The organism is Candidatus Azobacteroides pseudotrichonymphae genomovar. CFP2 (genome assembly GCF_000010645.1).
Lineage (GTDB): Bacteria > Bacteroidota > Bacteroidia > Bacteroidales > Azobacteroidaceae > Azobacteroides > Azobacteroides pseudotrichonymphae.
Genome location: NC_011565.1, coordinates 1,042,761 through 1,057,060 on the forward strand (window position 1 = coordinate 1,042,761; position 14,300 = coordinate 1,057,060).

Here is a 14,300-nt window from a genome sequence, read left to right on the forward strand (position 1 = left end):
AATACATCGATAAACTTTTCTTTCCATCGTTTCTCATTTCCTGTAAAAATCATTATATTTAGTTCAGATGTACACATAGTTCAAATGTACACAAAATTCCTCGTTCAACAATTTTGCTAGTATAATACATATATTTTCTATATGCCATAACCATTTTAGTGAGTCAAATAGCAAATTGGAATTTTATACAAAAACCACTCTTCTATTTCAAATATCCTAAAGTGAATGGATAAAATATGTACCGTCTATACAGTCTACTTATAAATGTTCCATGAACAAGTATTCTCCTACTCCTTTTCTCTATCTGGTCGCGGAGAATCTAATTTCCCGTTTTGGAACAGACCTTTCTGATATTGTCGTGGTTTTCCCCGGTATGCGAGCAAAATTATTTCTCAACAATTATCTTCATCAATATGTTAAAGTTCCTCTATGGTCCCCCCAATACCAAACTATAGAAAGCTTATTCACGGAATCATCACCTTTACAAATCGGTGATGACATTTTATTGATTTCCGAACTTTACAAAATATATAACCAAATACATAATAAACACTTCAAAAAACCTTTTAAAAAAACTTTAGACGAATTTTTCTTTTTTGGGGAAACACTTCTAAATGATTTTGATGAAATAGACAAAAACAATATCGATGCAAAGTTATTATTTGGAAATCTGCAAGATCTGAGTACACTACGAGACAACTTGTCACATTTATCCGAAAATCAAATCCAGGCTCTAATTCACCATTTTAAACATATTTTTCAAAACAAAACTCCACTACAAAACAATTTCCGCAATATTTGGAATATGTTAGGTGAAGTGTATACTTCTTTCAAGACAAGATTAAAAGAAAAAAATATTTCTTATCCCGGAATGTTAATGAGACAAGTGGTAGAAAACACGGAAAATCTTTTTAAAGAAATGCACTACGCCTTTGTGGGATTTAATGCATTGAACAAGTGCGAAGAACAACTATTTGAACTATTGAAAGAAAAATCTTCTTTTTATTGGGATTACGACAAATATTATCTCGAAACTGAAGCTGGACAATTTATAAAGTACAATATCCACAAATTCAACTCGTCTTTACCTCCACAGCAATTTGATACTTTCCTAAATATTGACAAAAAAATCACTTTTTTGAACTCTTTTTCCGAAAGTGGACAATCAGCTGTTATTCCACAATGGATAAACTCTTTGCAAAAAGAATCTTCGTTTATACAACCCAATTCGGCTATTATACTGTGTAATGAAACAATTTTACCAACAATAATACATACTATTCCACCAAATACAGTAGAAAATATCAACATTACAATGGGATTCCCTATCGTACAAACAGCTATTAGTGGATTTTTACAAATCCTCATTGAAATGCAAATCAAGGGTTATAGTCCTGCCAACCAATCGTTCGGATATAAATATGTACTATCCGTACTAAGACATCCCTATACAACTCTTATTTTCCCAAAAGCCCTTGAAGTAGAAAAAGAATTAATAAAAAACAATATTTTCTTCCCCACATTAGCCGAACTACAAGACGAAATTCTTTTTACATACGTTCCGGATACGTTAAGTCTAACACAATATCTTTTGAATATTATCCAAAAACTAAAACAATCCTATAAAAATAAAGATACAAACATATATGCTGGATTATACCAAGAATCCATTTATAGCTCTTATATAATTATAAATCGTTTATATAGATTGCTATCTACCGAAAATTTGAATATTGGAAAAACAATCTTTTCTTGGCTTTTGCGAAAATATTTATCTGAAACAAAAGTTCCTTTTAATGGAAATCCTGTAAAAGGGCTACAAATAATGGGTGTATTAGAAACTCGTACACTGGATTTCAACAATCTAATAATTTTTAATGTTAACGAAGGATATATGCCTGGGCATAGAAATGAAAACACTTTTATTCCTCAATTTCTTCGAAAACATTTTAGGATGTATACTGTTGAACATCAAGATTCAATATATGCTTATTATTTTTATAGGCTGATTACTCGAGCACAAAATATTACACTTGTATATACTACAAACGAAACACAAATAGGCAAAGCTGAAATGAGCCGTTTCCTTTTACAATTGCTAGTAGATCCTCGATTAAAAGACAATATTGAGCGATTCACTTTACAAGCAAGTGTTATTCCTATGCATTCACGACACATTACAATAGATAAAGACAAATCTTTACTGGAAAAAATCAAAAACAAATACGATTTAAATACCAACATTCAAGCAAAATCTTTATCCCCAACAATTTTATCTTGTTTTATCTCCTGTCCTTACCATTTTTACCTTGAATATATTCAAGAATTAAGAAATAAGACAGAATTATCTTCCGAGACAGATAATTCTATTTTCGGCTCTATATTCCATCAAGCTGCAAAACTTCTTTACCAACAAATCGGTACAAGACAAATTGATTCAAAAACTCTTGATATGTATACTCAATCCCCACAATATATACGAAACATCGCACTAGAAGCTTTTCAAAGAGAATTTTTCAAAAGACAAGTTAAAGAAAAAGATTATAATGGGAAACAACTAATCAACCTACATGTCATTTGCAAAATGTTGGATCGCCTAGTCCGATTCGACCAAAAACATACTCCTTTTTCAATCCTTGAACTAGAATTTCCTATAAACGGCTCCTTTCCTATTAAAAAAGGAAACATTCACATAAACATTGGAGGAGTTATTGACCGACTGCAAGAAAAAGATGGGAAACATATCATTATAGATTACAAAACTGGCCATGAAAAAAATTCATTCAAAAATTTATCTGAACTTCTCAGCACTAAACATAAACATATTTTCCAAGCTTTTATCTACGCTACACTTTATTCTCAAAAAGAGAAAAATAAACCTATAGTACCAGTTCCATTATATATCCAACGGATCCATAAAAAAAAATATTCTCCTATTCTAATTTATAACAATACACCTGTAGATAATTTTAACAAATTTGAAATCGATTTCAAAAACCTACTTTTCAAAAAAATTGAAGAATTGTTTGATCCAAATATTCCTTTTCAACAAACTAAAACAATCCAAAACTGCGAGTATTGCAGTTTCAAAGAACGATGCAACAGATATTAACAATAAGTTCAAGAACATATCATTCTCAAGTTCCTTGAACTAGTAATTACCATCGACAAGCTAATAGAGCTTTTTTCAAAGGTTCTATTAACAACTCAATATCGCCTGCTCCTATAACTAAAACAACATCCATTTTTTGTTTAGCAACAGATGAAATCAATTCATCGTAATTCACCAATTGTTTACTTGAAATAGTCAGTGAATCCAGTATTATTTGTGAAGAAACATTTGGGATTGGTTTTTCTCTTGCTGGATAAATTGGTAGTAAAATTACCTCATCCGCTAAAGATAATGATTGAGCAAATTCTTTGTAAAAATCATTAGTACGAGAATACAGATGTGGTTGAAAAATAACTGCCAATCTCCGATTGGGATACAAAGTTCGCACCGATTTAATAGAGGATTTCAATTCTTGAGGATGATGAGCATAATCATCTATTAAAACCAAATCATCGGTCTTGATATGGAAATCAAAGCGTCTCTTAACTCCTATGAAAGATGCCATAGCTTGCTTTAATTCTTCAGAAGTTACACTATTAAGCAAGGCTACTGCCAAGGCGGCAACACTATTAACAATATTAATCTCTATTGGTTCATTTAATTGAATATCTTTAATAACAGTATTTGGTGCTACAAAATCAAAATGAATTTCTTCACTATTTATTCGTACATTTTGTGCATAAAAATCAGGTTTATTTTTCCCTCTTATTTTTGAAATATCTCCACTATAACTATAATGTTGTACACCTTCTTGCAAAGAAGGGGCAATATCTATGCCTTCTCTCATTAATAGTACTCCACCTCTACGAATCAAAAAAGTAAAATGTTCAAAAGCCTCCTTATAACTTTTCTCTGTACCATAAACATCTAGATGATCAGAATCCACAGAAGTAATCACTGCCATAAAGGGAGAAAGCCAATGAAAAGAACGATCATATTCGTCAGCTTCAATGACGATCAAATCACTTGTATCTGACAATAACAGATTATTATTATAATTTTTTAATATGCCTCCTAAAAATGCGTTACAACCCGCACTTGACTGCTTTAAAAGATGAGCAATCATTGAAGAAGTAGTAGTTTTCCCATGGGTTCCAGCTATACATATTCCTTTCTTATTTTTAGTTATTTCTCCCAAAAGCTGTGCTCTCTTTACAATATTAAATCCAGCATTTCGAAAAAAAGTCCATTCTGAGTGATCGTATGGGATAGCAGGAGTAATTACAACCAATGTATTTTCTTTATCTTTAAACAATTTAGGTATTAAATTGACATTGTCATCATAATGAATAGATGCTCCTAAATCATTCAATTGCCTAGTAAAAACGGATTCCACTTTATCATATCCGGAAATATTTTTCCTGTTAGCAAGAAAATACTGTATCAAACTACTCATACCAATACCACCTGCTCCAATAAAATAAATATTAGTCCAATTTATTTTCACGTTTGAGTATTTTCACTATCTCATCTACAATCTTATTTGCCGAATTAGGCAAAACCATTTTCAAAATATTTTCACTTAATAGTCTCAATGAATTTTCATTTCGAATAAGTTCCAATACCTTTGGAATTAATTTTTTAATTGCTTCCCTGTCAACTATCATAACAGCAGCGCCCTCCTTCGCTAATATTTCTGCATTTCTCTCTTGATGATTTTCTGCTACATTAGGAGACGGTACAAGAATAGCCGGCCTACCTAACAAACATAATTCAGAGATAGAACCTGCCCCTGCACGTGAAACAACCAAATCTGCTACCGAATATGCCAGATCCATACGAGAAATAAATTCTGTAAAATAAATATTGGAAGGTAGAGTATGAATCAAAGAAAACAAGGGTAATCCTGCTTGCCATATTAACTGAAAATCACTTTTTTCTATTATTTCAATCGAAGACAAAATACTTTCATTGATCGTTTTCGCACCCAAACTACCACCAATTACTAAAACAGTTTTTTTTTTCGGATTTAATCCAAAATAAATATAACCCTCTCTCTTTTTTTCTTCAGTAAATACTAAATCTTGACGAACAGGATTCCCCGTAAGTGCAATTTTTTCTTTCAGAAAAAATTTCTCCATCCCATTATAGGCAACACAAACTCGTGTTGCTTTTTTTGCCAATAATCTATTAGTTATACCAGCATATGAATTTTGTTCTTGAAGCAAAACCGGAATACCTTTCCTTACAGCAACTTGTAATATTGGCCCACTTGCATATCCCCCCATCCCAATAGCAATATCAGGTTGAAAATTATTAATAATCCTATAAGCAAGCGACAGGCTATTAAACAATTTCCAAAATATAGGAATATTTTGGAATAAATTTTTCCTATTAAACCCAACAATGGGTAACCCTATAATTCTATAACCAGCATCAGGGACACAATGCATTTCTATACGATTTTCAGCACCAACAAACAATATCTCAACATCTGGGTACCTCGCTTTCAATGAATCAGCAATAGATATAGCAGGAAAAACATGCCCTCCCGTACCACCTCCACTAATAATAATTTTCATTATTGAAGATAATATAGTTTAGATTGGCGCAAAGGTATTTGAAATTTCAACATATTATTAAAGAATATTAAAGAATAATACACAAATTGTCTGAACATCTAATTATTTCATAATAATAATAAAAGAAAAAAAGAAACATGAAGTTATCGTCATTATCCTACATGCGCATAACATTGGGATAATTATTAATTCATTATTTTTTTACTAAATTTGTAATAAATATCTCTATGGATAAAGATTCACTAGATATTGCAGGATTAACCTTAAATAGTAGAGTTTTTATAGGAAGTGGAAAATTTCCTGATAATGAGCTCATTCCTGAAATTATAAAAGCCTCTGGGTCTCAAGTAATAACAGTGGCTGTAAGGAGATTTGATTTTAATAACGTTAATGAAAACATTCTTGAATTTATACCTGAACATGTTTTTTTAATGCCTAACACTTCAGGAGCAAGAAATGCAGAAGAAGCCGTTCGAATTGCAAATATCGCTCGTGCTACTGTGAAAACAGATTTAATAAAAATAGAAATAATGACAGACAACAAATACTTGTTGCCAGACAATTATCAAACAGCGAAAGCATGTGAATTACTTGTTAAAGAAGGATTTAAAGCGTTCGCTTATATGAATGCTGATTTATATGCAGCACGTGATATGCAAAATGCTGGAGCTTCAGCAATTATGCCATTAGGTTCACCAATAGGGACAAATAAAGGATTACAAACAAAAGAAATGATACGAATTCTAATTGAAGAAATGGATGCTCCCATAATAGTTGACGCTGGTATTGGAAAACCCTCTGATGCATGTGAATGTATGGAAATGGGCTGTACAGCAGTAATGATTAATACTGCTATATCTTCAAGTGAGAGTCCTATCCTCATGGCATCAGCTTTCAAAAATGCTGTAAAAGCAGGTAGAAAAGCATTTGTTGCCAAGCTTGGAACAGTTTCGACTGTAGCAAAAGCATCATCACCCTTAACAAATTTTCTAAATGAGAGCTAAAATTAAAACTGAATTATTAATAGTCCTTTAGTTTCGCTTTTGTATATAGTAATAGTATCTAGTTCTTTGATATCTAATAAATAAACAGGGTGTTATTATTATAATGCGTAATTTTGATTGAATATGAAAGAAAAAGCAAAAGAATTATCACAACATTTATCAGAATTAATAGATAAAGAAGTGTACATAGATCACATTTTACAAAACAAAATCGGAGAACCGTTCAGTAGTTTGATTATTCAGAGAGATAATTTAAATGACAGAAATTCTATCTGGCTAAGAGATTTGAAGGGAAAAGAACGAGAGGTTTTAAAACTTATAGATGATATTTTGAAGGAAAAAATTAAGGAGAAAAGTGAGCAATTATTAAAGGTATTACAACAATTATTGTAAAGGAATGAAATTATTGAGCTCCAAGAATAAAAAAATCTTTTATGAAAAAAATGTAAATATTCATTAGATCCACAAAGTTTGTCCCTTAAAGGTTTTATTAAGAGACTTATTAAAAATAGCGCTTCGCTTCGTGAAATTTTGTAGAAAATATTTAACACTAAATTAAAACGGATATATTGCAAGGTAGTAGAGTAAGAAAAACGGACAGAGTAGAAAAAAAAACAATTGAACAAAAAATTTTATGGGATTGTACCTTAGTATTATTATGGAAATAATTATTCTATGCGCCCTATGAGTTTTTACGATATCAAAAAAAATTATAATAAGCTTGATTTTACCAAATACACAAAAAAACTTTCAGAGAAGGCAATAAAAGATTCACTTGACAAAGAATTTCTTAACGAGACAGACTTCCTGAATCTATTATCTCCACAAGCTTTCTCCTATATTGAAGACATGGCACAAAAAGCTCATGCGATTGCTAATAAACAGTTTGGAAAAACCATACTATTATATGCACCTTTATATGTTTCCAATTTTTGTATTAATGATTGTATTTATTGTGGATTTTCCTCCAAAAACAAAATCAAACGAAATGTATTAACTCTAGAAGAGGTAGAACAAGAATGTAAAGTTCTTACAGATTACGGCATAAGACATATTTTGCTCGTTACAGGGGAAAGTCGCATTAAATCATCTGTTCAATACCTCAAAGAATGTACTGCTATCTTAAGCGATTATTTCGATTATATCGACATAGAAGTCTATCCACTTGAAATAGATGAATATCTACAATTAAAACAATTTGGAGTACACGGACTAACAATTTATCAAGAAACCTACAATGAGTCTTTATATAAAATACTCCACACCAATGGAACAAAATCAAATTATAAATACCGATTAGAAACTTGTGAAAGGGCTGGTAATGCTGGTTACATTAATCTAACTGTAGGAGCATTGCTTGGATTAAACGATTTTATAAGTGAAGTTTTTTTTGCTGGGCTTCATGCCAAATATTTACAAAAAACCTTCCCTTTTGCAGAAATAGGAATTTCTTTTCCAAGACTCCGTCCTGCAGCGGGGAATTACCAGCCAAAAACTATTATTTCAGATAGGGATCTTGTGCAAGCTATTTGTGCCATTCGGCTTTTTATGAATAGGATAAATATTTCAATATCTACTAGAGAAAGTAATGAGTTAAGAAATAATCTTATATCTTTGGGTGTAACCAAAATATCTGCAGGTTCAAGTACGGAAATAGGAGGATATTCTAATAAGAATAGAACCGAAGGGCAATTTATAATCAATGATCATTCCAATGTAGAACAAATAAAAAATATGATTCACAAAAAAGGTTACCAACCAATTTTAAAAGATTGGATGTTATGAAAAAGAAAATTCCTCAAGGGTTATATGCCATTACCGCCGAAAATTTCTCAAAAAAAAACAACGTTGAAATAGTAAAAGAATTGCTTGATTCTGGAATCAGGATTATACAATACCGCGAAAAGAAAAAAACAAAATTCGAAAAATTGAAACAATGCGAAACCATAAGACAATTAACGTTAAGCTATAATTGTTTTTTTATTGTCAATGACGATATTGATATAGCAATGTCTGTCCATAGCGATGGGATTCATCTTGGACAAGATGACCTACCACTATTGAAAGCCCGTATAATTGTAGGACAGGATATGGCTATAGGTATTTCTACACACAACCCTGAACAGGCAAATAAAGCCACTATTAATGGAGCTGATTATATAGGAGTAGGCCCTATATTTCAAACATTTACAAAGGAAAATATGATAGATGCTGTAGGTCTAGAATATTTGGAGTATTGTGTTATACATATCAAAATTCCCAAAGTCGCCATAGGAGGAATAAAACTTTCCAATCTCTCAAGAGTCGCTAAATTTAAACCAGAAAATATTTGCATGGTTACTGAAATCGTCGGATCAAAAAATATTGTTGAAACAATAAATAAAGCAAAAAAAATAATCAATGATTACTATTAAACTCAATGGAATAAATAAAGGGATTCAAGAAAATCTTACAATTCAAGAGTTATTACAATATAACGGTATTGATCCCAAAGGGATTGCCGTAGAGCATAATCTCAATATCATTAGGCCGATAAAGTTTAAAGAAATTATATTAAACGAAGGAGATTCTCTTGAAATACTAAAATTTGTAGGAGGAGGTTAAGTTCAATTAATCTTTATTTTGATAAGTCGAGATTTGTCCTTCTTTTTATTCGCCATAAATATTACCATAAATACTAATTTGATAAAAGATCAACAAACACATATATAATATATATTAACATGGTTGCAAACCAATAATAAATTATGTAAATAAATGACAGGTATCCCTATCGTCTGTCATTTATTTATCAACCATAGTTTTTATACTGAATAGTGATATGAAAGGTCTAGTTATAAAAAATACAGGTAGTTGGTATCAACTAAAAACAGATAGGGGAGAATTGATAAAAGCTAAACTTAAAGGAAACTTTCGTTTAAAAGGAATACAAAGCACTAATCCCATTTCAATAGGCGATTATGTATTGATTGAGAAAGACCTTTATGGAACAGCCTTTATTTCTACTATCGAAGATAGGAAAAATTATATTATTCGGCGAGCTTCCAATCTGTCCAAACAATCGCATATCATTGCTACTAATCTTGATCAAGCTTTTTTAATTGTAACGGTCAATTATCCAATCACCACAACTATCTTTATTGACCGTTTTTTGGTAACAACAGAAGCATATCGTATTCCAACGTTACTGTTTTTCAACAAAACAGACCTATATAACAATCACGATATGAACTATGCCGATATCCTTATCCATTTATACAAAAGCATTGGTTATTCTTGCTACAAAATAGCAGCTACAAAAGATGAAGATCTTCTCTTTATGGAAAAATTATTAAGAGGAAAAATTACGTTGTTTTACGGTCATTCGGGAGTGGGAAAATCTACTATTGTCAATCGGCTCATCCCCAATGCTAAGCAAAAAGTACAGTCTATATCAAAACATCACAACAAGGGGATGCATACAACTACTTTTTCAAAAATGTTAGAACTTCCTTCCAGTAGTGGGTATATTATTGATACACCGGGCATCAAAGGTTTTGGTATTTTTGACATAGAAAAAGAAGAGATATCTCATTATTTCCCTGATATATTTAGATTCTCGCCCTATTGTAAATTTTATAACTGTACTCACCAAAAAGAACCTGCATGTGCAGTTCGTGAAGCTATAAAAAATCATTATATAAGTAAATCACGTTATATTAGTTATATAAATATATTAGAAGACGTAGATATGAACAAATACAGAGAAGCTTTTTAATATCTTCAAATAATTCTTCAAAAGTCTTACATTTGTACACATTAATACAAATCTCCAATTAAATGGCAACAAAAATTAGATTACAAAGACATGGCCGCAAAGGATATGCATTTTACCACATTGTAATTGCAGATAGCAGAGCTCCGCGAAATGGAAATTTTATCGAAAGAATTGGATTTTACAATCCAAATACAAATCCTGCTACAATAAATCTAAAATTCGAAAGAGCTTTGTACTGGTTAAATGTAGGAGCACAACCCACGGATACAGCAAGGAATATTCTTTCTTGTGAAGGTATTTTTCTTAAAAAACATCTATTAGAAGGTATTAATAAAGGCGTTCTTTCTGAAGCAGATGCCAAAAGTAAATTTGAAGCATGGAAGAACGTCAAACGAATAGCTATTCAAAATGAAATCAATAAAATATATGAACAACAAAGAATTGTTAATAAAGCTAAATTAGAATCTGAAAGGGTAGTAAATCAGACAAAAACCAAAGTTTTGGCACAAAAAGAGAAACTTCTAAAAGAAGAAAACAATACTCCACTTCCCAGTGAATAGACCTTCATTACAAAGCATACCCCTTTATACCCTTATAGGGAAAGATGGGGGAATTATGCTTTGAGAAAATATATGATATCTCTCTCAAGGCGTGTTAGTAGCATCGTTTTATCTGCGGAGGGGGAGGTGGTAGATGACCCCTCTACCACGAGGTATCAATCTCAAACCGTTTTTTAATATAAAACTCAAATCATTATGACCCTGAAAAAATATCTACTGCGTTTGTTTAGGACTCCCACCCCATCATCTGGTTCGAGATGATTTATTATTCATAATGCAAGAAGTTTTTTTATAGTTATTTACATGTTTCTATTGAAGTATAGACTCCTAAATATAATATAAAAAGATACCCCAATTAAAAAAGATGCAATGCTGATAAGTTACAAATATTCAGGATACTCAAAATTCTCAATATGACATTTTTTAATTTGTTTGTTATGGTGGAATTGATCTTCTTTATAATTTTTCCATAAAATGCTTTTTGTTAGTTTTGTCCATCCGTAAGAGATAGATTTTTTATTCGAAAAGAAATTTTAACGTTCTATTCTAGTCTAGCATGAATTCCTTAAGTCTTGTATATTCCTGATTCCACTGAAAGTGAATATAAATTATTTTACCTATTTCAAATCAATAAATAATTATAAATCAAATCTTATAATTTTAACTTTTCTATTTTTTATTATTTTTACATTTTGTAAATGAAACGTATTGCTATCAAAATAGGGAGTAATGTATTAACACGCGATGATGGTACATTAAATATTACACGAATGTCAGCTTTGGTAGATCAAACAGCAGAGCTACATAAACAAGGAATTAAAATTATTATAATTTCTTCTGGCGCAGTAGCTTCTGGCCGGAGCGAAATTAAAATAGAAAAGAAATTGGATTCTGTTTTAGCCAGACAACTCTATTCTTCAGTGGGACAAGCTAAGTTAATTAATCACTATTACGAGTTATTTCGTAATCATGGTATCGTTTGTGGACAAGTACTCACTACTAAAGAAAATTTTAGTAGTCGTTCGCATTACCTCAATCAGAAGCATTGCATGGAAATAATGTTGGAAAACAAAGTTATTCCAATTGTGAATGAAAATGATACTGTCTCCGTAAGCGAACTTATGTTTACTGATAATGATGAACTATCATCTTTAATAGTCACTATGATGAAAATGAATGCTTTGATCATTCTCAGTGATGTAGACGGTATTTATAATGGTAATCCAACAGACCCTAATGCATCAGTTATCCGAGAAATAACAGAAGATAAAGATATCTCAAACTATGTACAAACTACTCAGTCTTCTTTCGGACGCGGCGGAATGCAGACTAAATACCGAATTGCCCAAAAAGTGGCAGATGAAGGAACTACTGTCATCATTGCTAATGGTCAACGTGAAAATATATTACTCGATTTGTTAAAAACAAAGAATAATGTAGTTCATACCCAATTCAAACCGGCCCAAAAAACAATAAGCAGTGTAAAAACGTGGATTGCCCATTCTGAAGACTTTGCTAAAGGAAAGGTTTATATTAATAAAGGGGCAACAAAGGCACTACAAGAAACAAAAGCCATTAGTATTCTTTTAGTAGGAGTTACCCGTATTGTTGGCAGTTTTGAGAAAGATGATATTGTTCGCATCATGGATGAGAATGGTGTTCAAATAGGCATAGGAAGGTCAAATTATGATAGTCGAGAGGCAACTCAATACATAGGTAAACACGATATGAAACCATTAATACATTACGACTATCTTTATCTAGAATAGATTTCTCAAAAAACAATGTTTATGAACGATCAAGTATACGATCTTTTACGACAAGCAGTAATTGCTTCACGTACTCTAGTGGATATGAGCAATAAGACTATTAAAAATATCTTGCGAAATACGGCAGACCATTTATTAGAAAATCAGAACACCATACTTGAAGCCAATGCTGAAGACTTGTCACGTATAGATCCATCTGACCAAAAATATGATCGACTAAAATTGACAAAAGAACGTTTGCAAACTATGGCAGATGATATGCGAAGTGTTGCTGTTCTTTCTTCACCTATAGGGAAAGTTCTACATGAAATAACTCGTCCCAATGGTATGTTGATTCGAAAAGTAAGTGTGCCTTTTGGCGTTATCGGAATTATTTATGAAGCTCGTCCAAATGTAACTTTTGATGTTTTTTCGCTTTGTTTTAAGAGTGGCAATGCTTGTGTATTAAAAGGAGGGTCAGATGCTAGTCTATCAAATCATGCCTTAGTAAATATAATTCACCAAGTCTTGCAGAAGTATCGTATTAATATAAATACATGTATACTATTGCCCCCTAATAGAGAAGTCACAGCTGCTTTATTGGGTGCTGTAGGATTGGTAGATTTAATTATTCCACGTGGCAGTAGTTCTCTGATTAATTTTGTGAGAAATAATACTCGGGTTCCAGTGATTGAAACAGGTGCTGGTATTTGTCATACTTATTTTGATAAAAAAGGTGACAAAGATAAAGGGAGAGCAATCATTAATAACGCAAAAACTCGTCGTGTAAGTGTTTGCAATGCTTTAGATTGTCTAGTTTTACATCGAGAAAGATTGAATGATCTACCCTATATATGCGGCGATTTGCAAAAAAATAATGTCATTATTTATGCCGATGAGCCTTCATACAAGGTATTAGTAACTTGTTATCCTGCCAACTTGATTCAACTAGCAGTAGAAGAGAGTTTTGGGACAGAATTTTTAGATTACAAAATGAGTATTCGTACCGTAAATAATATCCGTGAAGCAATAGATCACATCACTCGCTATAGTTCAAAACACAGCGAATGCATTGTGAGCGAATCACCTAAAACTATTAATTTTTTTTTACAAAAAATTGACGCAGCATGCGTTTATGCTAATGTTTCGACTGCTTTTACTGATGGTTCTCAATTTGGGATGGGAGCAGAAATAGGCATCAGTACACAAAAACTACATGCCCGTGGGCCTATGGCATTGGAAGAATTAACTACTTACAAATATCTTATAGAAGGCAGTGGACAAATACGTTCCTGAAAATATACTATGTTCGATTGGAATTCGACCAATGTTGAATAAATATTGAATAATAAAAGTCGGACGATTCAATATTTCTTATTGAAAAATTCGCAGATAAAAAGAATGCACATAATGATTTAATCTATTACGCCTTTTACCGTTCTTATGACACCTTTCATTTTTAACAAGTAGAGTTGAAGGTTATTTCTTTTTTTCGATAAAGAAAGCAATGTTGATTCATCGCTTAGTATTTCTTTACGAAGTTAAACTCTAACTTAACAATGAACATTTGCCTCTTTCACAAAAATTCCTACTACCC

General features: G+C 31.7%; 12 protein-coding genes. 10 read left to right on the forward strand and 2 right to left on the reverse strand.

Going from position 1 to position 14,300, the window contains the following annotated elements; all coding sequences use genetic code 11:
• Positions 1-271 precede the first annotated feature (271 nt).
• Positions 272-3,112 (forward strand): PD-(D/E)XK nuclease family protein, encoded by a 2,841-nt coding sequence (locus tag CFPG_RS04215; RefSeq protein ID WP_012573728.1) that lies wholly within the window; start codon positions 272-274, stop codon positions 3,110-3,112.
• Positions 3,113-3,158: 46 nt separating this feature from the next.
• Here CFPG_RS04215 and murC read toward each other — a convergent pair whose 3' ends face one another.
• Together murC and murG are read right to left on the reverse strand one after the other, a co-directional pair.
• Positions 3,159-4,508 (reverse strand): UDP-N-acetylmuramate--L-alanine ligase, encoded by a 1,350-nt coding sequence (gene murC, locus CFPG_RS04220; protein ID WP_407637779.1) that lies wholly within the window; start codon positions 4,506-4,508, stop codon positions 3,159-3,161.
• Positions 4,509-4,539: 31 nt separating this feature from the next.
• Complete coding sequence (murG, locus tag CFPG_RS04225) at positions 4,540-5,634, reverse strand: undecaprenyldiphospho-muramoylpentapeptide beta-N-acetylglucosaminyltransferase (RefSeq protein WP_012573730.1); 1,095 nt, start codon at positions 5,632-5,634, stop codon at positions 4,540-4,542.
• A gap of 227 nt (positions 5,635-5,861) precedes the next feature.
• On the opposite strand from murG, the gene CFPG_RS04230 reads away from it, so the two are divergent.
• The 9 genes from CFPG_RS04230 (at position 5,862) to CFPG_RS04270 (ending at position 13,999) form a co-directional block, all read left to right on the forward strand.
• Positions 5,862-6,638, forward strand: coding sequence for a thiazole synthase (locus tag CFPG_RS04230; protein WP_012573731.1), 777 nt, complete (start codon positions 5,862-5,864; stop codon positions 6,636-6,638).
• A 123-nt stretch (positions 6,639-6,761) separates the two neighbouring features.
• The gene (locus CFPG_RS04235) at positions 6,762-7,031 is read left to right on the forward strand and encodes a hypothetical protein (RefSeq protein WP_041572463.1); all 270 of its coding nucleotides are present in this window, start codon (positions 6,762-6,764) and stop codon (positions 7,029-7,031) included.
• Positions 7,032-7,313: 282 nt separating this feature from the next.
• Positions 7,314-8,423, forward strand: a complete 1,110-nt coding sequence (gene thiH / locus CFPG_RS04240) for a 2-iminoacetate synthase ThiH (protein ID WP_012573732.1) — start codon at positions 7,314-7,316, stop codon at positions 8,421-8,423.
• Positions 8,420-9,052 (forward strand): thiamine phosphate synthase, encoded by a 633-nt coding sequence (gene thiE, locus CFPG_RS04245; protein WP_012573733.1) that lies wholly within the window; start codon positions 8,420-8,422, stop codon positions 9,050-9,052. The genes thiH and thiE overlap by 4 nt, the downstream gene beginning before the upstream one ends.
• On the forward strand, positions 9,039-9,242 hold the full coding sequence (gene thiS / locus CFPG_RS04250) for a sulfur carrier protein ThiS (protein ID WP_012573734.1): 204 nt from the start codon (positions 9,039-9,041) through the stop codon (positions 9,240-9,242). Before thiE ends, thiS begins: the two co-directional genes overlap by 14 nt.
• A gap of 217 nt (positions 9,243-9,459) precedes the next feature.
• Positions 9,460-10,395: a ribosome small subunit-dependent GTPase A gene (gene rsgA / locus CFPG_RS04255; RefSeq protein ID WP_012573735.1), complete on the forward strand. Its 936-nt coding sequence runs from the start codon at positions 9,460-9,462 to the stop codon at positions 10,393-10,395.
• Positions 10,396-10,457: 62 nt separating this feature from the next.
• Entirely contained in the window at positions 10,458-10,955 is a 498-nt protein-coding gene (locus tag CFPG_RS04260; protein WP_012573736.1) for a 30S ribosomal protein S16, read from the forward strand.
• Positions 10,956-11,653: 698 nt separating this feature from the next.
• Positions 11,654-12,724, forward strand: coding sequence for a glutamate 5-kinase (gene proB / locus CFPG_RS04265; RefSeq protein ID WP_012573737.1), 1,071 nt, complete (start codon positions 11,654-11,656; stop codon positions 12,722-12,724).
• A 15-nt stretch (positions 12,725-12,739) separates the two neighbouring features.
• The gene (locus CFPG_RS04270) at positions 12,740-13,999 is read left to right on the forward strand and encodes a glutamate-5-semialdehyde dehydrogenase (protein WP_012573738.1); all 1,260 of its coding nucleotides are present in this window, start codon (positions 12,740-12,742) and stop codon (positions 13,997-13,999) included.
• The last annotated feature ends 301 nt before the right edge of the window (positions 14,000-14,300 follow it).

Coding starts and splice junctions, on each gene's coding strand:
- rsgA (WP_012573735.1), top strand. CDS start 9,460: ATGAAAGGTCTAGTTATAAAAAATACAGGTAGTTGGTATCAACTAAAA.
- murG (WP_012573730.1), bottom strand. CDS start 5,634: ATGAAAATTATTATTAGTGGAGGTGGTACGGGAGGGCATGTTTTTCCT.
- CFPG_RS04235 (WP_041572463.1), top strand. CDS start 6,762: ATGAAAGAAAAAGCAAAAGAATTATCACAACATTTATCAGAATTAATA.
- CFPG_RS04230 (WP_012573731.1), top strand. CDS start 5,862: ATGGATAAAGATTCACTAGATATTGCAGGATTAACCTTAAATAGTAGA.
- proB (WP_012573737.1), top strand. CDS start 11,654: ATGAAACGTATTGCTATCAAAATAGGGAGTAATGTATTAACACGCGAT.
- thiE (WP_012573733.1), top strand. CDS start 8,420: ATGAAAAAGAAAATTCCTCAAGGGTTATATGCCATTACCGCCGAAAAT.
- thiH (WP_012573732.1), top strand. CDS start 7,314: ATGCGCCCTATGAGTTTTTACGATATCAAAAAAAATTATAATAAGCTT.
- CFPG_RS04260 (WP_012573736.1), top strand. CDS start 10,458: ATGGCAACAAAAATTAGATTACAAAGACATGGCCGCAAAGGATATGCA.
- CFPG_RS04215 (WP_012573728.1), top strand. CDS start 272: ATGAACAAGTATTCTCCTACTCCTTTTCTCTATCTGGTCGCGGAGAAT.
- murC (WP_407637779.1), bottom strand. CDS start 4,508: ATGAGTAGTTTGATACAGTATTTTCTTGCTAACAGGAAAAATATTTCC.
- thiS (WP_012573734.1), top strand. CDS start 9,039: ATGATTACTATTAAACTCAATGGAATAAATAAAGGGATTCAAGAAAAT.
- CFPG_RS04270 (WP_012573738.1), top strand. CDS start 12,740: ATGTTTATGAACGATCAAGTATACGATCTTTTACGACAAGCAGTAATT.